The 25,796-nt window shown below is 34.5% G+C and carries 19 protein-coding genes; 6 read left to right on the top strand and 13 right to left on the bottom strand.

The features are described from left to right. Positions 1–472: 472 nt before the first annotated feature. The 9 genes from HFA01_RS03375 to dptF form a co-directional block, all read right to left on the bottom strand. Complete coding sequence (locus HFA01_RS03375; RefSeq protein ID WP_146813170.1) at positions 473–820, bottom strand: DUF4260 domain-containing protein; 348 nt, start codon at positions 818–820, stop codon at positions 473–475. Positions 821–1,528: 708 nt separating this feature from the next. Beyond that, positions 1,529–2,863: a D-serine ammonia-lyase gene (dsdA, locus tag HFA01_RS03370; protein WP_146813168.1), complete on the bottom strand. Its 1,335-nt coding sequence runs from the start codon at positions 2,861–2,863 to the stop codon at positions 1,529–1,531. A 142-nt stretch (positions 2,864–3,005) separates the two neighbouring features. Next, positions 3,006–3,278, bottom strand: coding sequence for a hypothetical protein (locus HFA01_RS03365; RefSeq protein ID WP_146813166.1), 273 nt, complete (start codon positions 3,276–3,278; stop codon positions 3,006–3,008). Between the two features lie 167 nt (positions 3,279–3,445). Next, positions 3,446–3,766, bottom strand: coding sequence for a hypothetical protein (locus HFA01_RS03360; RefSeq protein WP_146813164.1), 321 nt, complete (start codon positions 3,764–3,766; stop codon positions 3,446–3,448). 221 nt (positions 3,767–3,987) lie between these two features. Beyond that, entirely contained in the window at positions 3,988–4,890 is a 903-nt protein-coding gene (locus tag HFA01_RS03355) for a hypothetical protein (RefSeq protein WP_146813162.1), read from the bottom strand. 794 nt (positions 4,891–5,684) lie between these two features. Beyond that, the gene (locus HFA01_RS03350) at positions 5,685–6,422 is read right to left on the bottom strand and encodes an HNH endonuclease family protein (protein ID WP_146813160.1); all 738 of its coding nucleotides are present in this window, start codon (positions 6,420–6,422) and stop codon (positions 5,685–5,687) included. 987 nt (positions 6,423–7,409) lie between these two features. Then, entirely contained in the window at positions 7,410–11,369 is a 3,960-nt protein-coding gene (gene dptH, locus HFA01_RS03345) for a DNA phosphorothioation-dependent restriction protein DptH (protein WP_167506143.1), read from the bottom strand. Continuing rightward, positions 11,350–12,771, bottom strand: coding sequence for a DNA phosphorothioation-dependent restriction protein DptG (gene dptG, locus HFA01_RS03340; protein WP_146813156.1), 1,422 nt, complete (start codon positions 12,769–12,771; stop codon positions 11,350–11,352). The genes dptH and dptG overlap by 20 nt, the downstream gene beginning before the upstream one ends. 1 nt (position 12,772) lies before the next feature. Further along, a complete protein-coding gene (gene dptF, locus HFA01_RS03335) occupies positions 12,773–15,061 on the bottom strand; it encodes a DNA phosphorothioation-dependent restriction protein DptF (RefSeq protein WP_167506142.1) in 2,289 nt (762 codons plus the stop codon). 170 nt (positions 15,062–15,231) lie between these two features. Between dptF and dndB the strand changes: the two genes are divergently transcribed. From dndB to HFA01_RS03310, 5 genes are read left to right on the top strand one after another with little or no spacing between them, the layout of a single operon-like run. Beyond that, a complete protein-coding gene (gene dndB, locus HFA01_RS03330; RefSeq protein WP_146813152.1) occupies positions 15,232–16,329 on the top strand; it encodes a DNA sulfur modification protein DndB in 1,098 nt (365 codons plus the stop codon). Next, positions 16,326–17,891: a DNA phosphorothioation system sulfurtransferase DndC gene (gene dndC, locus HFA01_RS03325; protein ID WP_146813150.1), complete on the top strand. Its 1,566-nt coding sequence runs from the start codon at positions 16,326–16,328 to the stop codon at positions 17,889–17,891. Before dndB ends, dndC begins: the two co-directional genes overlap by 4 nt. A gap of 26 nt (positions 17,892–17,917) precedes the next feature. Next, positions 17,918–19,927, top strand: coding sequence for a DNA sulfur modification protein DndD (gene dndD / locus HFA01_RS03320; protein ID WP_146813148.1), 2,010 nt, complete (start codon positions 17,918–17,920; stop codon positions 19,925–19,927). After that, the gene (locus HFA01_RS03315) at positions 19,924–20,316 is read left to right on the top strand and encodes a DndE family protein (protein ID WP_146813146.1); all 393 of its coding nucleotides are present in this window, start codon (positions 19,924–19,926) and stop codon (positions 20,314–20,316) included. The genes dndD and HFA01_RS03315 overlap by 4 nt, the downstream gene beginning before the upstream one ends. 2 nt (positions 20,317–20,318) lie before the next feature. After that, positions 20,319–21,440 (top strand): cysteine desulfurase family protein, encoded by a 1,122-nt coding sequence (locus tag HFA01_RS03310; protein WP_146813145.1) that lies wholly within the window; start codon positions 20,319–20,321, stop codon positions 21,438–21,440. Between the two features lie 39 nt (positions 21,441–21,479). Here HFA01_RS03310 and HFA01_RS03305 read toward each other — a convergent pair whose 3' ends face one another. The 4 genes from HFA01_RS03305 to HFA01_RS03295 are packed head-to-tail and all read right to left on the bottom strand — an operon-like array spanning position 21,480 to position 25,464. Then, complete coding sequence (locus tag HFA01_RS03305; RefSeq protein ID WP_146813144.1) at positions 21,480–21,941, bottom strand: DNA phosphorothioation-associated 4-like protein; 462 nt, start codon at positions 21,939–21,941, stop codon at positions 21,480–21,482. 3 nt (positions 21,942–21,944) lie between these two features. Then, on the bottom strand, positions 21,945–23,921 hold the full coding sequence (locus HFA01_RS03300) for an AAA family ATPase (protein ID WP_146813143.1): 1,977 nt from the start codon (positions 23,919–23,921) through the stop codon (positions 21,945–21,947). Beyond that, positions 23,918–24,088: a hypothetical protein gene (locus HFA01_RS18795; RefSeq protein WP_160839918.1), complete on the bottom strand. Its 171-nt coding sequence runs from the start codon at positions 24,086–24,088 to the stop codon at positions 23,918–23,920. Before HFA01_RS18795 ends, HFA01_RS03300 begins: the two co-directional genes overlap by 4 nt. A 14-nt stretch (positions 24,089–24,102) precedes the next feature. Further along, the gene (locus HFA01_RS03295) at positions 24,103–25,464 is read right to left on the bottom strand and encodes a DEAD/DEAH box helicase family protein (protein WP_146813142.1); all 1,362 of its coding nucleotides are present in this window, start codon (positions 25,462–25,464) and stop codon (positions 24,103–24,105) included. 142 nt (positions 25,465–25,606) lie between these two features. Here HFA01_RS03295 and HFA01_RS03290 point away from each other — a divergent pair, with 142 nt between their 5' ends. After that, positions 25,607–25,795 carry a hypothetical protein gene (locus HFA01_RS03290; protein WP_146813141.1) on the top strand — a complete coding sequence of 63 codons (189 nt, stop codon included), beginning with the start codon at positions 25,607–25,609 and terminating at the stop codon, positions 25,793–25,795. Position 25,796: the final 1 nt, after the last annotated feature.

The following is a 25,796-nucleotide window of genomic DNA, read 5'->3' as shown; positions in this document are numbered from 1 at the left end:
AAATGTTTTGTTTGCTGCTTCAAAAAAGCGACTTAATAAATTTATCATTTCCTGCTGTTTTCGTCAACAACTTTTTTATGATTTATTTTGTTAAGCCGTTTGCGGCTAGCCGCTCTCTTAAAGCGACAAGTAATAATATATCATGCGATTCGAAACGATGCAATAGGTTATTATAAAAAATATAGTCATAGAGACAGGGATGCTGCCTTTGGTTCAATTGATTCCGACACAGGATTGATAACTCCATCGAAAATGGAGGTTTTTATTTATGGAGTAAAAAATCTGTGAGTTACTCTGCTTTTTCCCTTGTCATGTGCTTTTCAGTCATGACGATAAGGTCACATCTCTATTTTGAGGGACGCACCCAATACAAGGGAACCATGCAGAAATACGCCAACCAAATGATCTCCTATGATTTCACGGATTTGTTTGTTACATTCTTCGAGAAAGATTCGATCTTCTCTCCTCCCTCCTAAACCTTTTGAAAATGTGTATCTTTGAAGCCACTATGATACTTCAAACCGTAACCAAACATCCTATCCATCCAGATATGAGCCGTCCAAATAAGGCTGACCATCAATATCGAATCTAACGTCATAATGGTAGAAACAAGTATGAGTATGACCAGAAGGATGTAACTATGAAAGATATTGTAAACAATGGTCCCCACTCTTTCATTGATGACATAGCCGACCATGGACACATCGAAAACGAACAAAAGAAAAATGAGGGCGATCCGGCTGAAATTGTTTTGCTGATAGAAATACAAACTTGTGATAAAGATAACCGCGCCATCTAAATGGAGGAAAAGTTTTGGCATACTATCCTCTCGTCTATGGCTCCTATGTTTTATCATTACACAACCGAATTACTCGTTTAGTAAGAAATCAGTTTTAAATTCTTTTTCAGATACAAAGGATGTCTTAGGTGGTTTACTCTAGTTGTTTCTTTGAGAAAATAAGGTTCACATGGAGATAAAATGGATTGAACTTCCTTATTTCTATTTTTTAATAGAGCTATGTCATTCTCCCGATGCGTGTAAAAGTAAGTCCAAATCATTCACAAAATCCTATATATAACGGTCTTTTTCAACTACATTTGGATTAGGGTGCTATTTTAGACACTCTGGGTCTTTCGCTATACTCTTTCCTTGCATCCCAAAACTGCATTTATATTTTCATGAGCATGCCAGTATCTACACTTTGATGGTAAAGACACTTTTTCACCTCTTAAAAAAAATAATCTTAATTGTAGCTAATACGCCAAAGCCGAAATCAATTCCCTCCTTATAATGAAAAAACAGAAGAACCCTACAAACTATTTTGATTCGTGGGGTTCTTCTTGGTTTCATAGACTGAGTTTGATCCCAGACCTGTGGCTTTATATGCATTTAATAATGTTCGTCAGGAGCTCCCCATGAAATTTTAAGTCTTTTAATAACTTATATATTCGCACCCCACCATAGATCCATGGGGGCGTAATTTCCTCTATCTGAATTCACAGGATCACTCCAACAGTTTCGTATCTTCTATCCTTCCTTACGAAGAAATGATGTGCCTTTAGAAACAAAGCCTTCCATAATATCTTTTGGCACCAAACTTCCACCTGTTGCCCAGACTAAATGAGTCGTATGACTTAACCGGGAGCCATACATGCGGTTTAACTGTTGTTGGATGTCAATGGAAGAAGGACCGTACATGCCTGCAAGTGCCGATGGCTCGAGGGAAATACCTTCCGATTCATGCAAAAGGGCTAAAAGCTTGTACAAGTTTTCGTCGTTGATCGTATAAATGCCGTTCACCATATTTTCTACCAGCCGGCCGGCCAAAGCTGACGGTCGTCCAACAGCTAACCCATCAGCTTCCGTCTTATTATCAAGCCCGATATCCTGAACAGCAATGTCCTCATGTTTTCCTGTGGCAAGACCAAGCGTCATGCAAGGGGAGCTGGTCGGCTCTGCAAAATAACAGTGCACATGATCCCCGAAAACATACTTCAGTCCATAAGTGATCCCCGCAGGGCCTCCTCCTACACCACAAGGTAAATAAACCACCAGAGGATGGTCCGCATCAACCGTGATATTCTCCTGTTTTAATTGCTCATGAAGGCGCAAAGCAGCCACGGCATAGCCTAAAAATAAATCCTTGGAATTTTCGTCATCAACAAAGTAACAGTTCCTTTGCTCCTGACATTGTCTCCGTCCTTCGTTTACGGCAAAAGAAAAATCCTTATCATGCTCTACCACCACTACACCTTTATCCCTGAGTAGCTCTTTCTTCCATTCTTTCGCGTCCACGGACATATGAACCGTTACCTGGAACCCTAAAACAGCACTCATGATGCCTATACTCAAAGCCAGATTGCCTGTGGATCCTACAGCAATTGAGAAGTTGGAGAAGAACTGCTTGAATTCGGGATTGGCTAATTTAGAATAGTCGTCATCTTCCGTAAGCTTTCCATGTTTTATGGCCAGCCCTTCCGCGTATTTTAATACTTCATAAATACCTCCTCGCGCTTTTATGGATCCAGCTATCGGAAGATCATGATCACACTTCAAATACAATTTGCCTGGGATGGATTGCTGGGATCGCTTCTCCAATTCCTGCTTCATAGAAGGTATGCCGCGGATGGGAGATTCAATGATTCCGTTCATCTTGTTGGTTTCTGGAAATACTTTAGCTAAATATGGAGCAAACCTTTGAAGGAGCATTTCCGCTTCATGAAGGTCTTTGGTAGGGATAGGCAGATTTTTATTCAGCGTGTGATAAGGTTTAAGTGTTTCATTAGACCAAAACGTTTCCTTCTTGTTCCTTAACTGCTCAATCAATTCTTCTTTGCTCCTATAAGTATTTTCAGAACTCATAAAATCCTCCTTTAGTTCATTTATAATTAAGGTAACAAAATATAGAGAATATTTAACATGCTTACCTATTAAAGGATGTTCATGCAATTAAATTATAACGTGGGTCAAAAGAGCGGCTGCTATATCTGCCCCATTCTTAATATTATAAGAACCCCAACAATTTTCTGACTTCTCCGCCGACTATGTATTGCAAAAATCCTGTAATTTCCAGCAAGCAAACTAATATGGCCAGCAAATATATAGCTAGTACGAAACTTTTAGCGTGGTGCATCGTTTTCTTTAGTAATTGTGTATCTTCCCTTTCTCCTTCTCCATCTTCTTCCTCTGGTAGTGTTGTAGGGATCATAGCTATGATAAGCGCACAAGCAATAGATAAACCGAGAAACAAGAAAGGACCTCCCTCATTCGGAAACATTTGTCTCACCTCAAATCCTTAATTTACAATGACGAAAAAGCTCCAATCGAAATCTTTTATTAAGAGACGTTGAATCTATAAAAAAGAAGCGCCTCAAACGAGACACTTTTTTTGTATATTTATGGAGTTCGAAAAATGTAGTCTTCCCATCCTACGAAACTAAAGGTTTATATCCTATTAAAACTATCCAAAAATGAATCCAACTCATCCTCCGTTTTAAACTTAAATGAATAACCATACTGAATGAGATTAGCTCCCTTATTCTGTTCTTTAGGAAATAATGTCAATGCTGTGCTATGTAGTTTCCCATCACTTCTCAAGATGGCTTTTTTCTCCACGATGTTTGGATTTAAAATAATGTTGATTTGTTTATTCGGTACCAGGTAGATCACTTCGCTCGTGTCTTTATTTTCAAATTCATCTGCTTTACTTGTTTGCTTTGTAAGATTGAAATTGTTTTTAGTAAAAATACTACGAATGTTTTCCATCAGACTCTTCTCCCTTATTTTTCATTTCTACATTTCTAAACATTTTTTATAATTCGGTACTTATTCTAATATTATATCAAAGGTTCACATACTATCATTCATTTTTATCTATGTAAGTAAGAAGACCATCATCTATTGTCATTACCTGATTTCAACTATTGTCAACGCCTCGCCAAATTCTCATTCCGTTCAATTCTTCCATAATATTTTTCTTTACTTAATCATTCTTCACTAATATCTTGTTTCGGAATACTTTGATCCATGGCGAAAATACGTTGAACCGCTTCGTAATAATATGTGTAAGCTTCTTCCCAATCAGAACGACTAAGCGTGTCAGCATGTTCCATCAGGTCAACGGTTTTGGTCGTCCATGCCGCAAGATCGTCGTTCCCATTTTCGCTGAAATACGTTTCGAATTGGCGGAACTGATGATTCAAATACATGTTCTTTTGTTGCATCAAATTAAAGCCGTGACTGTTCACGAAATATTCACGTTCCATTTTCGAAAACTCTTCCAATGGCTTTTCTTTAAATCCACGACCTTCCCACGGAATTTGAATATCAGAAACCGACGTTTCAACAATTGTTATAAATAAACCCAACGATTGTGTTCCAAACGGATATGGCCTTTCGTCATTCAACCAAACTTGTGACTTCATTCTATTTAAATAACCGTCGTAAAAAATCATTCCGTTATCATACGCAATGATCGGGAAGTGTTCCATTTCTTTGACACCAAGCAACTCTTCTGCTTCTTCCGCCGACAACCTACGTTCTTCAGGAAGTTCGAAAGTCTCAAAAGTTTCGGTGAACTTTTCATATCCTGCAGGGATCATCAAACGGGGGTCTTTCTTACTTTTATAATCTCCTGAACCTGCGGGCTTTTTAGTTTCCATTCCCGCAATCACTTCGCCGTCTGCAAAATAAAGTTCATCAGCTGACACTTCTGCCATTACCTCGCCGTCCTTATCGTAAATCTTTTCGTCGGGTTTAGGATCGACTTTTTCTATTTCAGACGCTTCAACCGTTTCGGTTTCTATATTAGATTCTTCGTTCGTGGCACATGCCGTTATAAATAAGGTTGACACCAAAGCCGCCGTTGTGAGTACGTTTTTAGTTTTCATAAAAGTCGCCCCTAAAAAGTTAATATAGTATAAAAACACCAAACAATGGAAACCCGTAAAACGGTATATATTAATTATGATTGGGATTCCTAAATTTAGTGAAATTTCTTATCCTTTAAGTTAGACGATTTTTTACTTAAAAAGGACGGGTTTTAAATGGGAATTTCAGATCTATCATACTACTATATGTATGAGAATGACCCCAGCAAATTAATACCATCCATAAAGCTGACGATTTTGAAATTATGTTAACCAAGGGAAAATTCCCATTCCTTTTAATATAAATACTTGACCCCTAAAACGTAAACACTTTAGCACGGTTGGGGTTAGACACCTTCATCCGATCATTTCCTGATAAATCTGCTCCTTTGGCTGATGATCTTCCAAGTGGTCCCTGACTTAATAATAAAGCCAACAGCACGGAAGAATTATGGCGATCATTTCTCCCAAATTCCCATGATAGGCGCCACGGTACTTATGGGACGCGTATGCATAAGCCACCGGAGAAGGAGTGAACTGGTTGTGCTCCTCCTCTGTGATCCCGTGCCTGTTGAGCTCCATCTCTGCTTCATAAGTTCCTTGAGCATCAGAAGCCTTTTTAAATATAATTGTCAAAACATTCCTAAAAACTATAAGAAAATGGCTGGTAACTTTGAGCAATTGTAACTGAGGTCAATAATACACAAGTGATGAAACATATTATGCGGACATTCTTCCCCCTCATTTAATATAATTTCTTTTACGCAATGGGAGGGGACCCATAGCTGTATTGAATTTTTCAAAACCCAGACTTATCACTCCGAATAGTTACAAACTTGCAATGCATCTTGAGCCATTTGTTTTTGTCTCTTCTCGATAGACTGGAAATCCCATTCATCTAAATTGATAATTTCTGATGGATAGTACAAACCTGATTCCTCGTAAACCTCTTTTTTTGTACTAAAATCATAATTTTTCGCTCTTTGGTTCAATTCTCTCTCTATTATCAATAAATTTCCAACCCTATACTTAAATTCGTTATAATCCTCAGAATTACGAACACTACTCCATTCATTCATTCTATTTTGTGCTTTAGATGGCCTTTTTGGCATTATATGTTCAATATGCTGATTAGGTCCATGGTTTAATGGCCTTACCCCGCTCCTTTTTTGCTTTTCAAGTTCATTTAAGATATAAAATCCGAGAGTATTATTTCTGGTAGAAAATAATTCAAAATTATTAACAAAAGTTAAATCCGGAGTGAGTCGACACATATAGTCAATCACATCTTGCAAATTTTGAATCGTCTTTACTTCCTCATCATTTTCGCTTATATCCTCTAGAGGTAAAGGATTACGTAGATATTTAGACATTAATCCAATTTGTTTTTCGAGGTCAGCTACAGTTCTATTTCCAATAGTAAAATACCGGAAACAAAATGATATCAGAGAATCTAGCAACCTTTCAAATGAATCATGATCACCTTCTCCATATCTTATAGCCCCTGTAAGCAGTAAAGGAATATGGTGTGTAATGTCTAGCTTTTTAAACACTTGCAGTTTCTCTGATATTTCATTACTCCAAAATTGTGATCCAATAGAGTTGATTCTCGTATACCATTCAGCTTCGCTTTCTAATTGAGGTAATTCCTTTGGTGATCAGGGATAAATAATTTTTTATTTTCACCTCTACCAAAGAATTCACTTACACTTACTGCATGAGGATCAAAGAAGTCTGTAATTCTAAATGTTCCACTCATATTTGCATCATCCTTCCTTGGAATATATTTACTAATAATAAAAAGATGCATGACTTTCATACTTCAATGTAAAAAGCATCTATTCCTTCTAATTTAGTAAATTCAGTAAATTATGAGCAAAAAAAAAGATAATTTCACTTTTTCAAGACATATACCAAAAAAGACATCCACGGTCTAATTTGATAAGCTTGGAGTACCTAACTCAAATGAACTTGCTCTTATCGTTACGTTCGGACATATAACATTCGCAAGTTTTGCAGAAAACATTGAGGCAACCGAATATAAAAATGCACACCCAATCTAAGCAGAAATTATCATATTCATTAATTTAACGGCTGAATAAATCATAACAGAAGAAAATACCTCTTTGGACCAAGAGGTATTTATTTCCGTTAGATATCTCTCACTTCTTCCACTCTAGCCCCATACATACGAGGACTGAAACCCCTCATTAATTACCATAGAAAGACTCGCTGATATGCTGGATGTCGATACCCACTCATTATTGATAGATCGATATAGGAGCAGAGTTTCTTCCACTATGTTACATGGGGATACCGGTTAAAAATAGTACATTACCACTTACATTTAATTGTCAAGTATCGTTAGATTAAACAATTCTAACTGAATACTTAAATCTATGGTGTGGCCTGTGGATGTGGAGACCTCCCGAACAATGAAGGAACAAGGAACATCCCTCTTCCAGCTGAGCGAAGAGGTCGAAATTCCTTTAACCTTTCACAGCAATAAAAGCCACTAGCTTAAGCTAGTGGCTTTTGTACTAATCATTTAACAACTTCATAATTTTCTCTTTAGTAGAAGTAGTCTGTGGGTTTTCAACGCCTTCAGGTTGATAACAATATTTTAAGATAGTCTCAGGATTAAAGTCACTATTCTCATTTGTTAACCACGTTTCTAACTCTGAAACCTCATTTATTATACATGGCTTTAGATCATCCTCTTTAGGCATTTCAATGAGTAAAACATCATCAACAAGTTCATTAGAACGCATATACACACTCTTTTTATAAGAGAATATAGCTCCTTTTCCTATATACCGATTTAAATAATCTACAAATTCGTATTGCCCTTTTTTAAGTGCTTCCATTGTAGTATTAGATAAGTGATAATCCTTAGACTTAAAAAAGCCTGTTTGACAAATTCTCTTCGCATTGGATGTGAATAGTTGTACAAAGAAATTACGATAAAACTCTTTCATGAATGGTTGATCTTTTTCAATCGTTTGCGCTTCCAATAAATTACTGGTTTTCGCTACTTGTTCTTTAGCTTTATTAATAACGTTACTCTCATTATTACCTATCTTAACTTCTATTGGATAAAGATGGACTTTCAACCCTTCATTTTCTTCCAGCCCTATCAATAGAACATCATCGCTATGCTTTCCCGTAACACCTAAGTTTTTTGCGGTGAAAATCCCCGTTGATCTACTTAAATTAACAGCACCGGCAACCCTCAGGACTTCCTCCAACGAAATGGGTACCCAAGTAATTTTATTATGATTAAAATATGCCAATGAAGCTTTTATGGCGGCAATAATACTTAATTTTTCCTCAGTATAATAACCTCGTGTACCTAAAATCTTTAAAAGCCACTCTCCATTTATTGTGTTAAATGCAGAAATTGTTCTTTCCACAGTTTTAGGGTTTTGGTCAGTGGAAAGCAGTAAAGAATCAAAAAATTCTTTTATAACTTCATAGTATTGGTTAGAGCGGCTTGTTACTGTAACTGCATCATAACGACTAGATGAAGAATATTGGTCATTGTAATGGATCACCAATAAGTTGTCTATTGTGCTTTCAAAGAAATCTAATTCTACTCCAGGGTCTACAAACGTGACCCAATTAGAAGAATCGAGTACGTTATTGATCACATTAAGATCATCTAATGTTGTACGAGCCACAAGGCCTTCGCCCTTCATATAGGTATTGCTTGCATGATTAACCATGTTTGCAGCAAGCTCATTAGAATAAAAGGCAGTTTGTAGAAGCAGATCATCTTTCTCTATTGAATAATCTTTAATTCCAAACCCGCTTCGGTAATCTTCTTCAAATTTCTTAGATGGGATCGTATTATACAATCCATCCATTGACACTCCACTCTCAAGATTGGCCATAGGTTGGGAGGCAAACTGTTTTTGAGCTTCCATTTTGTAAAAAGAAATATGAGCATAATCAAAAGTCCCTGTAGGAGAAGTTACGAAAAATTCAATGTTTCGATGGAGTTCTGAAAGTAAGTCTTCGGAGGATTCATTTTGATCCTTTGTTTTTAGTTTTAAGTCGAATGTCTGCTCAAAATCCGCAACACTCGCCATTTCCGTAAATTGTTCGCAAAAACTATCGTCCTTGCTCTCTCTATAAACATTCACAACGATCTTTGGCATTTTAATAACAGAGAGCTTGTTTTTCTTTTCTAAATACCATTTGATAAGTCCTCTAATCACTTGATAATCGTTGAGAATATTAATTACATTGACTTTAACTGGTGCACTAGAGTGATTCAAAAACAAATAAGAAAAATGCTCTTCAAATTGATTCAATTTATCCTTGACTACTTTATCTAAATAAAGATCAGCGTCTACGACATTTGCTGTGTCAACTTTTTTATAGACCATCCATCCTGGGATGGATTGCTGAGAGTCGGGATTATATACTTGGTCATCATCGTCTCTCACAAATGGGAGTAACCCATCTGGCTTTAATCGATCTAGTATTCCAATTTCAATATCTTCATCAGATAATTTATTTAGTTTCCTTAATTCAAAAGCAACATTAAGTGGGTGGAAAGGAGTGACCCAAATCTCATCCCCAGTTGAATTGTAAATGAGACCTAACTTGAAAATATTTCTACACTTATTCCCCCCGGGGTGATCCGTTCCAAACTCGGTTACCGCGTTAATATAGGCTTTTACGTACTCTTTAGCCCTAGTTTGTATTTTTTCATCCCAATGTGTAAGAGAGGGTGCTTTTTTTAGGAAACTATTTACAAAACGATTATAGGCATCTTTTAATTCGAGTGGCAATTTTATGTCATCATTTCTAAAAAATTGGCCTGCGTTATAGGAGCCTGAATATGAAAGTTCTGAGAGCCATTCATATTCTATATCGATGTACTTCTTGTATTCAGAATAAATATAATACTCGTGGGCCTGTGTACTTGTAATTTTACTCCCCTTCAAAGTGAAGCTTGCTTGAGTTTCTCTTTTTAATTTTGCAAGACGGTTTGCTTTAATAGGTGTTGTTTCAGGTTTTTCACCTGCCAACTCCAAAAGCGTTTTAACATTCTTATATAGAACCGTGTACAACACTCTTTCTTCCCTATCAATAACTTCTTCAGGTACTTCATAGGCTGCCCCTTCTGGGTCTTCAACCTCAAGGATATCTTGCTCCTCAGAAATTCTTTGTGAGATCTTAGGCTCTACCCCTAAAGTGATTTCGTTACTATCAAATGGTAGTTTTATAAGTCTGTCTTTATAGTTAATTTCAAAAGAAGTGTGATACTCCGAAAAGATCTTTTCTCTGAAAGGCAAGATGCAAATATTAAATTCTGCACCTAAGGAAGCTTTGTTATCATGTTTATAAACGAGACGTTGAAAACTAGCCTCAAGGTCACTTTTATCCAATGTAACATCGATGGTCCTTTTTCTAACTTTCACTTCTCCACTGCCATAATGTCTTAAAAACTCTTGCTGTAAACTATCTTTTTCACTATTACTTACATTGATATTTATAGAGAAACTTAGCATTTCAGGTTCATCCGTATAGACCAACATTTGATATTTTCTTTTCGCTGCCCCTTTATCACCTAATGGTCGTATAAAGTACTCGCAACGAACATTGGAAGGAATTCTTACTTTATCAAACTCTACCTTCGTTCTTTTATTCGATTCCGACCTTTTTTTGTTAGATTGAAAAACTAGTTTAAAATCCAATTCTTTCCAGTTATCTTTTTTTAATGCAGAAATGTCTTTATCCAAAAATAATTTTTCATACTCACTGTCATCCTGATTTAGTTCATTTAACTTCTCTAATTTTGAATAGAGTTCTTTGTTTTTTTGTAATCTCTCCTCAAGATTTGAACCCTTATAGGTATCCAATTGTTCATCCTTAAACATCCCAAGGTTTTTAAAGTCATCACTAGAAAGGTGGCCTTTATGAAGAATCTCTATCACTTCTTTGTAATCATAAAATGTAGTAAATTGCATTAAACGATCGTGATCTATTTGACTTAAATAGTTATTTAATATAATGCGGTCAGTAGAAGATTGAACTTCCTCTTGAATTTTTTTTCGGATACTCAAAGATAATTCTTTGGGATGCAGAGGCATTCCCTCGCTCTGAAGTGATATACTTCCGCCACTGATTGAATCTAAGTCATCAGAAATAATACTTAGAAGGGCTTTCCCATTCCACTCATCAACTTGGTCCCCGACACGATTCCTTAATGTTACAAGAAAATCATTGGTAATGTTTTTACTTGTATTGGCTACTACTAAGTCTGCGCCTTGATCATAACAAAATTGCCTTGTTATAAAATCTTCACCATTTTCTAAACGATATGAAAATGAAGCAGGATTTAACGACTCATCTAATGACGTAGTAAATTCCTCAACATCCTCATTATTATTTAAAATTAAATAATACCTCTCCCCTTGTAAAGGTTTAGATTGTGAAAAGTATTCATATATTAAATTTGAAATAAATTTAAAAAATAGGTTTGACATATTGTGCATCACCACTATCACTCTTCTTTTCTATATAATTCTGTTGCTCGAGAAGATGTATGGCTTCTTTTTTACTGTACTGATCGAAGGCCATCCCTCTTCTTTCCAACTCGATAAAAAATTCCTTTAATGAGATCTTTTCATTTTTGACTGCTACTGCACTGAGCATAAGAAAATCATCTTGTTTAAGCGATAAAATATATCCATGCTTACCTCTAGCCTTCAAAAATTTGCTTTTCCCTAAATTATCGATATTTTTCCCGTATTTCAAACACACCTCTTTACTCATACCCTCTTGAAGTTGTGAGAAGAGAGCTTTAAAGAGATCAGAAAAAGTTGAGTCCTCATTTACCGTATTAGGTACTTCTTGGCCCGCTAAATTTGAATATTCTTTTATCCAATCAATTAGCTTTTGTTTTTCTTCGAGCTGCTCGCTGCTTGATAATTCTTGAAGAGTTTCAATAATTGCTTTATAAGTTTTCAAATCGCTTCGATCTTCTTTCGATTGGCTTAAATGTGACAGGCAATGGATATGCACAAATAAATTGTGAGCATTATTTTTAATCATCCTATAGTCTTCAACAGCTTGTCTATATCCTCCGATTCCTGTTTCCCAATCAAAAGTAAAATAAAAGGAATCCAGTTTTTGCAAAGATTCATTACCAAACTTTTGAGACTTCCTAAGAAACTGTAATACATATTGAAAGGTGTAAAAATGGACGATATTAAAGAAATGTTTAATAAAATAATCTTTTTGTTTACTAAGGTAAAGAAAGTCCTCAATAAATAATTCCTTTAACAAGGGAAGAGTATTTGAATATTTTGGTTCTTTATTTTGTTGGTTATTGCCTTTACTCTCAAGCTCTGGTAAAGAAGATATTATTAATTCTGTTAGCAAATTATTTGTCTCTTTTGAAGAAAACAGAGAGGATATTTGCTCATTGTTGTCGAATAAAAGATCATAAATAAATCGCGAATACTTCTCTTTCTCCTTTTTATCCCCCTTCTTTTCTTCAAGTAGCGTTATATAATTAAAGAGGTATAAATGTAACGGTTTTAACTCTGAGTTATTTTTAAATAGGAAATCTTCTAAAAAACCAGCTAATACTTCATGGTTTTCATCATCTCTAAATTCTACATTGTCCACAACATTGTTAATTAAGGGGTAGTCAGAATACGTAAAATCACTCTCATCAGTGAACGTAGGTTCTTTGAAGTTATTAGTTATTCTCACTAACTCACCAATAATTTCATTAATGCTTTCATTAAAAACTCTTGTTAATTTAGATGAAGTAAAAGGAAATGCATCTTTCACATTTCCAGTGTCATGCGATAAACCATTCTTCGTCTGTTTTTTTGAAAGTATCTTATGAATATCCTCGAAATAAAAAACAGTACTCATCTTATTTTTCCACCTTCTCAAATGCAAATGCTCCTAAGAAATCCTTTCCTAAGCTAAACAACTCATTTTCACCATGATAGTGAATTAGCAAATCTGAATTCTTAGAGATTGATATTAGTTGATTCATAAATGTCACAAATGATAGTCCATCTTCATAGTCTTTTTTGTTAGGTCGATACCCTTTAATCACTTTATCTAGAAGTTCAAAAAGCGCATAATCAATTTCAAAGTGGATGATTTCTGATTTGGATTGATCTGTAAAAGCTAAATTTATTGTTGTATCAAAAGTTTCTAGTACCTCTAATGCATTTGGTTTTTTTCCAAGAGGAGAAGGAATAAAGTCGATTTTCTGAGCAAGACGATAGTTCTCAGACATACTATTAATATATACATAACCTCTTTTAGGCGAACCTCTCCAGGATAATATTGCTTCCCAAACACTTGTATAGATTTCTTTGACAATTTTGTTGGACATCCGATTGTATCCATATAAATAACGGACATATTTTCTCATTGATGTTTTTTCGATTTCTTCTTGTAATAAGGGATCCGTAAAAAATGCTGCTCGAATAAACAATTTACTAATAGATTGAAAGGACTCATCTTCGAGTGAGTTCTCCTTTTCCATTAATAAATCTACAAATGGATTCAATATTTTTTTATAACTCTTCTCTTTGATATATCTTTCAATGGCCTTATTAAAATCTTGAGAGCTATAAATCGTGTTTATTATCTCGTCTATAGAATGTGAACGTTCATGGATAGGATCGTATTTTTGAATTCTGTCAACGACTTCACTTCTTCCCTTACGATCAAATAAAAGAGCCGGCAATGAATAGTCAATTCTTTCGAACTCCGTCATATTTTGAATTTTAATTTCTTCGATGCTTGTCTCTGTAGGAATTAGAATGTCTGCTATGAAATTGAAGAAGGTTCTTGTTGAGATCACCATCTTCTCTTCTAAAATCAGATAACAAAGCAGTTTATTTAGCAGTTTGCTTGTATTTTCATTCGAGAGTAACTCGTAATTTAAATGAACGACAGTATAAGTGTCATTTTGTATATCTAATTGATAGGCTTGATAAAATGGATTTAAAGTGTCTTTCCGTGTGATCTTTTGTAAGATTTCATTGAAATAATCAGAAAATACTTTATTTTCACTTAATTGGAATGGTTGATAATCTGAGAAATTAATAATAGCAAATGAATCATCTTTATAAACTTCTGTGATTTCCTCTGTGAAAAGTTTACTTTCTTCAATAAACGCTTTGAACTTATTGAAAGTTAAATCCTTATGAGGGTAATTAATAAAATTATTTATAACCCCTAAGTTAATCGCTAAGATAATTTGTTCGTTCCCCATTTGATACTCTTGATCACTAAAGGGCCTTAATTTTTCTTTTAATGTATCTAAACTACTTTTTTCAGGAGAGTCACTCTCCGTTGCATCATTAATAATCGTAAAATCCTGAATTAACTGCGGTTTCTTTTCCTTCAAATAGGAAAGTAAATGAGATTTTCCATCTCCTACACTTCCGGAAAGCAAAATCAGTTTTTTTCTTTTATCCTGAGATGCTTCTAATTCCTTCTCTAAATTACGCTGTATATTTCGTTCCACATGCAAATAGTCCTTGAACTTTGAAAAGTTACCTACATTTTCAAGTGCTTCCTGAGATGAGGCTTTCAATCTACTTAACTCACGAATTAAATAGCTTTCACCCTTTTCTAAATCTTGTTCTATATGGAAAGTCTCCGTCTCATTAGTAGAAGTTTGCTTTTCGATAACAGAAGTGCTTTTATTTGTAAATTGTTGAATGTGTTGTTTAATTAAATCTTGAATATAATCTTCATCGACATTTGTTGCTGGTTTTGGTTCTTTATATTCTGGTGTCTCAAAATCAGGCGATCCATAAACCTCTGTGTACCATCCTGCCAATTGAAACACTTGTTTGTGTACTTTCAAAGCTATAATTTGAGAATGTTCTTTATCATCGTGGGCAGCTTTGTTTCCTTGAAATCTTAAAAAATCAAATTTTTCTTGCAATCTTTTATCTAGTACGCCATCGTTATATAGCTCTCTAATCATTTCGTAGAGAGTTGGAGAGAAATTTTGGGTGCTGTTCTTTTTTTCTTCTCTATATATAACCTTTAGCAGGTTTTCGGCAAATTTCCTTCCTTGAATAACCGCAGAAGTTGCATCTAAATAAACTAGTTCATCTACTTTTTGTGCTAAATTATATAGCGAGGATTGATACTTTTCTATAAAACTACAAAACATTTCTTCCGACATTCTTAAGAAACCTCCGTACTTAGTTACAAATTTGTAATCTAATTTTAACATAGATGACTAAAATAGATTAAGCAAATTTCCAACAAAAGTTGATGTGAAATGATTGAGAGATTGTCCAAATGCTTTTATAATAAAAGTACAATATTACGTACGTAATCAGGGGGATGTATATGGATTTTGGTTTCAGTTATAACTTTCCTGCCATTAGAGGTATTCAAGCAGGCGAAGAATATTATATTGCAATGTGTCCTTTGAGAGTAATTCCAAAGATTTTTTTATTTGATGAAGAAGAAGTACCACCAGATTATCGCGCACAACGAATAATAAACAAGAACCGCATTCCAGATATTACAAATTATATCGTTGATAACAAAGATGATTACGTCTTCTCTTCCTTAACTGCTTCTATTGATGGAGAAGTTGAGTTTAAATCTGTATCACCTGAGCCTATGTATAGTGATATGGGGATGCTTACAATATCTCTTGATTCTAGGTTCCTAATTAATGATGGACAACATAGAAGGGCCGCTATAGAAGAAGCATTAAAAATTAATCCAGAATTAGGTAGTGAAACAATTTCTGTAGTGTTTTTCATTGATACCGAGCTAAAAAAATCTCAACAGATATTTTCGGATCTAAACCGACACGCAGTGAATACAACCTCCTCTATAGGAATCTTGTATGATCATCGAGACAAGCTTGCTATTGCAACAAGAAATATCGTTAATAATAATCAGTTCTTAAAGAGATATACAGATCGGGAAAAAGTATCATTATCAAAGAACTCACCTAAAATTATCGCTTTAAACCATATTTTCAACGCTAATTTAAGACTCTTAGGCATATCAAAAGGCGACAATATCACTGAACAAGATGAAAAGTTTCTGATAGAATTTTGGAACGTACTTACAGATTCAATTAATGAATGGAAAATGGTCATGAATCAAGAGCTCACTCCAAAAGATTTAAGAATGAATTATATCGTGGGGCATGGCGTTTTTCTAGAAGCAATTGGTATTGTAGGTAAAGAATTATACGAAAATGAACAGGATTGGAAACATTATATTACTTTATTGAAGAAGGCTGACTGGTCACGAACGAATACAGATTCTTGGAAGGGTAGAGCAATAAATGTCAATGGCCGTGTTCAAAAAACTGTACACACCATTAAGTTAACGGCTATACAAATTAAAAAATCATTAAATCTCACCCTCACAGATAGTGAACAGAAGATAGAAGAGCAATTTCAGAAAGGAACTTTAAAATGAGTGGAATTATTACAGAGGCATTTAACAATAAAACAACCTTGATTGAACAGGCAAAAGAAGAAGTAAAGAAAACCTACATGAATGATGACCGCCCTTGGGTAATTGGTTACAGTGGAGGAAAGGATTCAACAGTTGTCGTACAGCTTGTTTTCGAGGCCTTAAGTGAGATGCCTTCAGATCAACTAACTAAAAAAGTTTATGTTATATCTTCAGATACTTTAGTAGAGACACCTCTAATTATTCAATCAATTAATACTACTCTACGTCGAATTGAGGAAAAAGCAGTAGAACTTAACTTACCTATTGAAACACATAAAGTAAAACCAATGGTAGACCAGTCATTTTGGGTAAACATCATCGGTAAAGGTTACCCCTCTCCTAACCAGCAATTTAGATGGTGTACGGATCGTCTAAAAATAGATCCAGCAAACCAATTTATCAAAGAGAAAGTTAACTCATTTGGAGAGGTTATTATGGTTCTAGGAGTCAGAGAGCAAGAAAGCGCGACAAGAGCCAATGTCATTAAGTCCCACTCTGTTGATGGGAAAGTATTAATGCGCCACTCTACCCTATCCAATGCATATGTATATGCACCGATAAGAAAATTCGACTTGGATGAAGTATGGAACTACTTGTTAAGTTTTGAATCCCCATGGGGTGATGACAACTACGAATTGCACCGGTTATATCAAGAGTCCGGTAGCGGAGAATGCCCTTTAGTTGTTGATAAAACTGTTAAGGAGTCAGCTGGTTCTTGCGGAAACTCCCGCTTTGGATGTTGGGTCTGTACAGTTGTGAATGAAGATAAAGCCTTAAGTGGATTTATTGACAGTGGACACGACTGGATGAAGCCATTATTAGACTTTAGAAACTGGTTAGCTTCTATTCGAGATGATCGTACCCGACGCATGAAATATCGTATGAACGGACAGGTCTATTTCATGCCCATGCAAATTAAGAATATTGACGGCACTGATTATGTAATTGTTCCTAAAAAAGGGAGTCGAAAAAAAGACCTTATACCGCTGGAGAAATTCGACATTATTGAGAAGCATGAGGTGAAAGAGTATTTATCCAAGAACAATATTGACTTATCTTCCTCTGACGATCCAATGGTTTTAATCAGAGATGAAAATGAGAACCTTTGCCGCTTTGGACTAGGTGCCTTTACTCTAGAGGCTAGAAAAGAAATTTTACAATATCTCCTTCAAGTTCAAAAAGACTTAACACATCCATTTGATGAAGAATATGACCTTATTAAGGAAGATGAGCTTAAAGAAATCAGGAAGATCTGGTTCAGCCATGGTGATTTTGAAGATAGTCTTCCACAATTGTTTAATAGTGTATTTGGCTATCATTTGAACTGGGAAAAAGATGAACGTTTAATTTTTGACCAGGATGAACTCCATCAACTTGAAATGATGTGTCAAGAAGAAGGCGTTGACTTCAAATTAATTAAAAAGCTTCTTCTTATTGAAAAAGAGTACACAGGATATAAAGTTAGAAGAGGATTAATGGATCAACTATCAAATGCTCTCAAACAAGATTATTTACATTTATAATTGCAAACTCGAAAGGATTACAAACAATGATAATTAAGAGTATTACACTAAATAATATTGGGCCCTACGAAGGGAAAAATATACTTGACTTCAATACAAAAGATAATAAGAATACAATCCTTATTGGAGGAAAAAACGGTTCGGGGAAAACCACATTTCTTAACAGCGTCCGGCTTGCCCTTTATGGCCCTCTAGCTTATGGCTTTAAAACTGTTTCTAAAGATTATATTAAAAAAGTTCAATCCTTACTAAATTCAAATTCATTAAAAAAGCAATATGATGATATTAAAGATCATGAAGAACAATTCAGCATAAGGATAGACTTTTCTATTATTCAAGATTTCACCCGAAACAATGTTGCAATCATAAGAAGTTGGGACGTTGACCCCTTTCCTGTAAAGGAAAAAGTTAGCGTTATTAAAAACGGTATTGAGGTGAGTGAAGTAGAAAAAGATAAATTCTTCTCTCATTTACGGACTAGCTTCCCCCCTTCCCTATTAGAATTATGTTTTTTTGATGGAGAAGAAATTTCACACCTTACAGATGAAGACCATTTATCGCATTATTTACAAATTCTCTCATCAAAGATCTTTAATTTAGATTTGTTTCAAAACTTAGAAAGTGATTTAAATGATTACTTGGATCAGAGTTCAAAGTCTAAAGAACAAAGTAAATTAGAAGAAGAAAAAAATAGTGTAGAAGAAGAATTAAAAAGGGCAATTCGAGTATTGGAAGAACTAAAAACAGATGAAGAAAGCACAATTAACGAATTAGAATATAACCAAGTAAGATACAAAGAAGTTAAAAATGATTTTGCTGTCCACGGTGGATTAGCGTATGAAGAAAGAGATAAAATCCAAAATCGTATCAATGATATTGAAGGTGACAGAAAACATTTAAATGAAAAAATAAAAGAGTTCATAGCAATGGAACTTCCATTTTTCCTTGCATACCCTAAACTTTCAGAACTGGTTAAGCAACTAAAAGAGGAAGAAGACTTTCATGTTTCAAATGTATTGAAGGAGAAAATCCAGCATCTTCCTACAGATGAGCTTGTTAAAAATATTGGTTTAAATACTAATGATGAACAAGAAGCAGCTTTAAAAGATTCTCTTGTAAAATACCTAGTTTCTACAGAAGAAGTAGATATTGTTCATAATGCTTCAAAGACTGAAGCCCAGCAAGTATACTCTCTCTTACAAAATACAAATCTTGAAAGATTGCAGATGATCATAAGGTCTATAGAAGAAAATCAAGAGTTATTGAATGAATTGCAAGAACTGAGACAAAAACTTAGAGATAATGATGATTCACCGGAATTTAGTGAAATGATTGAAAGCATGGAAGTTTTCAATCATAAAGTGTCAGAGTTAGAGATTAATCTCTCTACAATTAAAGAAGAAATTCACGAAATACAGAATGAAATTGATGAATCTAATCGCAAATACGAAAAAATTAAACAACAACTTCATAATATTCAAAAGACTAAATCCTCTTTTGAGCAGTCTCAAAAGGTCATTCAAATAAGTAAGAAGTTTCAAAAGCAGCAATTAAGAAATAAAATCAAAGATATTGAATATTTCTCAACAAAAATGTTTAAGGACCTCATACGAAAAAAAGAATTTATTAAGTATATTAAAATTAACCCTGAAGATTTCACGCTTACAATTTTAGATTTCAATAACGAAGAAATAAATAAAGACATTTTATCTGCGGGTGAAAAAGAGCTATTAGCTCTATCAATTATATGGGGAACTATAATGTCATCCAAAAAGGAACTTCCTTTGATTCTAGATACTTTACTTGGACGATTAGACAACGAACACAAGCACTCAATTGTCACAAAATTATTGCCTAAATTCGGGGTGCAGAATATTGTACTATCTACTGATTCTGAAATCGACCAAAAATTGTATGAGGGTATTAAGGACACAACGGCTAACGAATACACTTTAAACTACGACTCTTCATTAAGAAAAACGAAGATTGAACATCACTTCTTTAACCTAGTTCCAAGAAAGGTGAATCTTTCATGAATTTTAGACTGAAAACTAACACGCAGACCGCAGAAACCTTAAAAGTTCTACAGAACTCTACTGGACTCACACCAAATATTTTAAGTAGAATCGGGATCTCCTTATCTGTGCAGCAACCAGACCAACCAGAACTGGTGGATTCTGATAAAAACGGACTAGAGTTCAATCGTAACACTCTAACTGGTGATCACGACTACTTTTATAAATCGTTAATAAGACAACATGCAAAACAGGAAATATCTGAAGAAAGTTACTTCCCAGGTCTTTTTAATGCTCATCTAACCAGGGGAGTAAAGATATTAAATGAGGAGTATAAACACTCAGGTAACTTTAGTAAATTACTAATGAATTTAATAAAGACTAGTGAAGAAAATCTTAAGGGGGTTTGAAGATGCTCTATTTAGATCATAGTGCAACAACTCCTATACTTCCCGAAGTAAAAGATAAAATGATGGTGTACCTAACCAATGAATTCGGCAACCCATCTGGTAAATACTATGAACTAGCAAACAATGCAAAATCAGCTATTAGTAATGCAAGATCGGAAATAAGTAAGTTAATCAATTCAAGTGAAGAAGAAATTATCTTTACTAGCGGTGCAACCGAAAGTAATAACATGGCTTTGAAAGGAGTTGCTGACTATTATAGTGCAGCAAACAAACGTCATATTATTACCTCCAAATCAGAGCATAGTGCAGTTATTGATGTCTGTGAGTTTTTGGAGAGTAAAGGGTTTAATATAACTTATTTAGATGTGGACCGCTACGGAAGAGTTAATCCGAGGGACCTAGAAAAAGCAATTAATAAAGATACGTTACTCGTATCTATTATGTGGGGAAATAATGAACTAGGCTCGTTGAATGATGTTAAAGAACTCTCTGAAATATGCAAAGAACAAGGCGTGCTTTTTCATACAGATGCAACTCAAGTTCTAGGTAAAACCCCTATAGATTGGGAGGAAATACCAGGAGTTAGCTTTCTCTCAGTTTCAGCTCATAAAATGCACGGGCCTAAGGGAGTTGGAGCACTAATAATTAGGAAAGATCAGTATGGAAACTTAATTCCACTCACTCCCCTCTTCCATGGTGGGGGTCAAGAAAAGGGTATAAGAAGCGGAACTTATTCCGTACACAATATAGTGGGATTTGGAGAAGCAGCTAGAATTGCACGAGTTAACTTAGACGATAATATAGAGCAGTTATATAAATTAGAAGAAAAGCTAATTGCGATTTTAAAGAATAAATTCGGACAACAAATTAGCTTTAATTCAGATCATCAAAATAAATTGCCCGGCGTTATTAACGTCCGTTTTATTGGATTAAATAACGAAGTATTACTAAAAAAATTATCACCAATTATTGCAGCTTCAACTGGGTCTGCATGTAGTAGTGCAAAACCTTCACATGTATTGCAAGCTACAGGTTTAGAGCTTTCAGAAGTGCGCGAATCTATTCGTTTTTCTTTTTCGCCATATACAAATCTAGATGATATCGATATATTTTATGAATTGTAAAAAGCAAGGGCCTATTGCCCTTGCTTTTTTATTCTGTAGCTATAATAAATCATTAACTAAACTCTTTTTCTTCCATGTATCATAATCCTCTATATCAGCAAATTCTTGGACATAGTCCATAATTTTTTGCAATGCATTTTTTTGATCACTCATAAATACATTATAGACCTTGTTAGCCCCGCTAGCTGCATATTCTTCTGCAATCTTAATTTTTTCTTTGAACTTCTCTTCAGAGTAATCATAAATAAACTCAAGGTTATTAGTTTCCAAATAAGCTACCATATTTATCACAGGCTCATCAGTTGTTAGGTTGAAAACCTGCCAATGGATTAATTCTAAGCTTTCTGTAAATGGTGAACGTTTGCCTTCCAAAAATCCAACTACCATGGATAACATAAATAAATCTTTATAACTTTCAAAAACTCCAAACTCTTTCTTATCTGTTAATTCTTGATAAATATATTCTTGGTCTTTCGGCCTTCTGACTCTAGTGTTCATCATATTTTACCACCTCTGAATTTCAGTGTATTCGTATGGTGTATCATGATGTTGTTGTGGATCATGATAATTTAAAGTGTATTGATGCCCAATATAAGGATTTAAAGCCCCCTCCACTTCACCCTTCCATTGTGAAGTAGATACAATAATAACTATTTGTTCAGATAAAGAATGAATTCCTCTTGCCACACGTTCTCTATGATCCGAGTCTAAAGCTCCGAAAGGTGAATCCATAACTAGAGGGTAAATTCCACCCTCACTTATTAACTCGGTTGATTTCTTATGATGTTTCCGTGCTATATCTACAATTGCTCCAATAAAGGACAAGCTGGTAATTTGACGCTCTCCTTGTGATAAAGGTACTTTATCACCCGTGTAACTTTGAACATTAATCTTAAAATCTTCAGTAAGGTTAATTTTAAACCCTTTTCTCAAGAAGTTATTATAAACTTCCTCAAGTTTTTCTTGTAAATCCTTTTTCACTTCTTCTTCTTTTAAGTTATATATTCTATTCATAACAGAAGTTAATTTTTCACATGTTTGCATTCTTTTTTTTGCTAACTGAGCCTTGTTTTGTATTTGCTCCTGTTCTCCAATCTTTTTGGTTAGCGATGCAATTTCGGATTCTAAATCTTTGATATGATCCTCTAAGACCCCTTGTTGCTTCAAATACTCATCAATATTAGATTGGTATTCCCTACGGTTTTTTTCTAGTGATTGAACATCTTCATATTCTCTATTGCTTAAATCTGTACTAATTTCTACTAATTTATCCTCTGTATCACGGATGATTTCTTTTGTTTTATATTCACTCTTTTCAAGACTATGGAGGTCATTTAGAAATCTTTCTTTCGTATCAATGACGATCCCCATATCTCTTTTCAGAGTATTTAGTAAGAGAGAACGATTTTGAGGCCCTATCTTTGCTGCCAGTTCTTCTAAATGTGACTTGTGCTCATGAGTTATATTTTCTCCACATATACATACACCGTCTTGAATAATCGAGTTGATTAATTTTTTTGATAAATCAGGATAGGTAGTGCTTTCCTGAATATCCATATCTGATAAGTGTTGATCAACCTTTGACTTTAATAAGTGTGCAGCAGCTAAATATGACTGTTTACTAACAGCTTTTCTAATTTTGTTTAATAACTCTGTATGTGTGGCTTTTAGCTTTTCCAATTCTGTTTCTAAGTGCTTTCTTTCCTGTTGCTTTTCGCTAACTCCTTTAACCAAAGACAATTGCTCATCTACATCTTTTATTTGTTCTTTTCTTTTAATAATGTTTTGTTTCATTTGGTTAAGGCGTTCTTGTTTTTCATTCTGCTTTTCCTTAAGTGAGTCTTGTTCCTCTAATAGGCGCTTTGTTTGTTCATCAGCAATATCTGCCCATTCTTTCTGAAACTCCCTACGAGCATCCTCGGTATGTTTTATTCCTCTCTCAATGATTTCGAGATCCATAACAATCTTAATCGCATCTCTAATTTCATCATTATCTTCATGACGTGAAAGATGATCTATGCGTTCCCCATCAAAGAAAAAGTAATTCCTCAAATCTTCAGGAAGTACTTGATTAATCTCTTCCGTTGGATTGGATAAACCTTTCCACATTTCCCCATTAAAGAATTTCAGTAAAACATTATTTTCTATTTTTGTTAATTTATTTCCATACTTTATCCCACTTAAACTTCTCTTTAATATGTAATCAAACCCTTTTGACTCAAACTCTATTTCTACATACATTTCAAGCTTTCCGGCATCAGGAGTTGATTCAAAAGCATAGTTGTTAAATAGTTTATCTGGATCAGGAAGATCAGTCTTGTTATACAAGACCCAGTTAAATGAATTTAGCAGTGCGGTCTTCCCGGATCCATTTTCACCATGAATTACTGTAACATTTTTATCATCAGTTGAAGAAAATTCCAAAACCTGTTTACCATAATATTGTCTAAAATTGCATAAACTGAGCTTCTTTATAATCACGACCTCACCCCCTGCTTAACGAAGTTATATATATCTTTCTTAATAGAAGTCCCCTGTAATGACTTTCTATGAAGCAGTTCTTTTTCAGCTTTAACAATTTTCATAAATATTTGTTGTTCATCTTCACTTAGTTCATCAAGGATCCGATACAAATCTTTTTCATTCATTTTAAACACCCCTTTTATACATCCAACAGATTAAATTCTTTCTTTAATTCCCATATTACCTCTTCTGCCTCAGGTCCATTTATTGCCAGATTTGAAAACTCTTTGAAACGGTGAAATTCTTTCTTTAGTTGATTTCTTACCATATTATAATATTCATCTTGAGCAGTTGAGATTTCCTCTAAATTTGGAGGAACGACTATAAAATCATGAATAACAGCATATTTTTTATCCGGGTGTTTCCTTAAAACTCTCCCTCTACGCTGTATGAATTCTTTAGGGTTTCCAGAACTAGCAATTAGATAGGCTGTCTTTGTAGCTGGTACATCAATTCCTTCATCTAAACATTTAATTGCAACCAAAGCGTCTGTTTCCCCACTTTCAAAAGAACTCAATAATTCGTCTCTTTCCATATTAGACTCTTTGGAGGTAAATCTCTTTGCATTCATTTTAAATTCTGCATTAAGCAATTCGGTTATAGCATCAACTTGCCGTTGCTCTTGATATTGGCCATCTCCACAGTAAAACAATGAATGTGAACTACTTCCACTTTCTTTTAAAAGGGCTGTCAATTCCTCTACTTTATTATGTGCAGAATATATGATTCGTGCACGTTTTAAAGCAAGTCGTTCCATCGACTCCTTTGCGTCACTATTTGTTTTAGATTGGTGATATAGCTTTTTAATTTTGTTTGTCAATTCAATATAGTCTTCAGTTTCTACATCATTCAGGTGTACTAGCCTAGGATAGTAATAATACTCCGTTAAGTAGCCTTCCTTTATAGCTTCTTTTAATGAAAACGAATACACTACTTTGTTTCCAAAATAAGACATTAATCGGTCCGTTCCTTCTTCATCCATCCACCTTGTAGGTGTAGCAGTTAGAGCCAGCCTATATTTGAAGTGGCTGGGCAATTTCGAATTTAAATTTTTCGCACCAAAATAATGAGCTTCGTCAACTATAATCAGCGTCTCTTCACTCATTCGTTTCAAACGCTCCTGCATTGGTTTTAGTGAAAAAGTAGCATTAGTTGTAACAGTTACTGTAATATCGGTTAATTCTTTCTTAAAGGCTCTCAAATTATCGTCTAAATGAGGGGTCCACTTTTTTGAATCCCCAAAAGCTTTAACAGGTCTTAAACCAAAGTTTCTACATTCCTTTATCCATTGAGTAGATAACTGGTTAAAAGGTGTAACAATTATAATATTCGTCCTTTTAGTTATTTCAAATAGATCTGCAGCTATTGCTAGTGCCGTTATTGTCTTACCAGTACCTGTAGCCATTTCTAACAAACCCTGTTGGCTGTTGTTATACCAACTTTGTATTGCATTCCTCTGGTACTCTCTTAAATTTATATATGTAGGCAACATAAAACCCATCAGATTCACCCCTATTTATACTACTATTTTATCAGAAAATGGCTACATTTGGCTAAACATTCTGTAGGATGGCTTGTCAGAGTTCTCCTAATGTTAGTAAAATAGATTTAGTGAACCTAATATAGTTATGAGGAGCTGTACCATGCACTACACTGAAAAAATCCTTATTCATCAACTAGCTCAAAAATATAATTTAGACAAGGAAATGATTCACAAATTAATAAATGAATCAAAAAATAACTCTTATCAGGATATAAAAGAAAGCAAAAGAGTAGCAAATATAGAAAGTTTAATACATTTTTATATCAGCAAAGAAACTGAGGGTGTCTAAC

Origin of the sequence: Halobacillus faecis, assembly GCF_007991335.1 — a bacterium.
Classification (GTDB): domain Bacteria; phylum Bacillota; class Bacilli; order Bacillales; family Halobacillaceae; genus Halobacillus; species Halobacillus faecis.
Note: the sequence above shows the minus strand (reverse complement) of the source record. Positions and strands in the feature narration are given on the sequence as shown.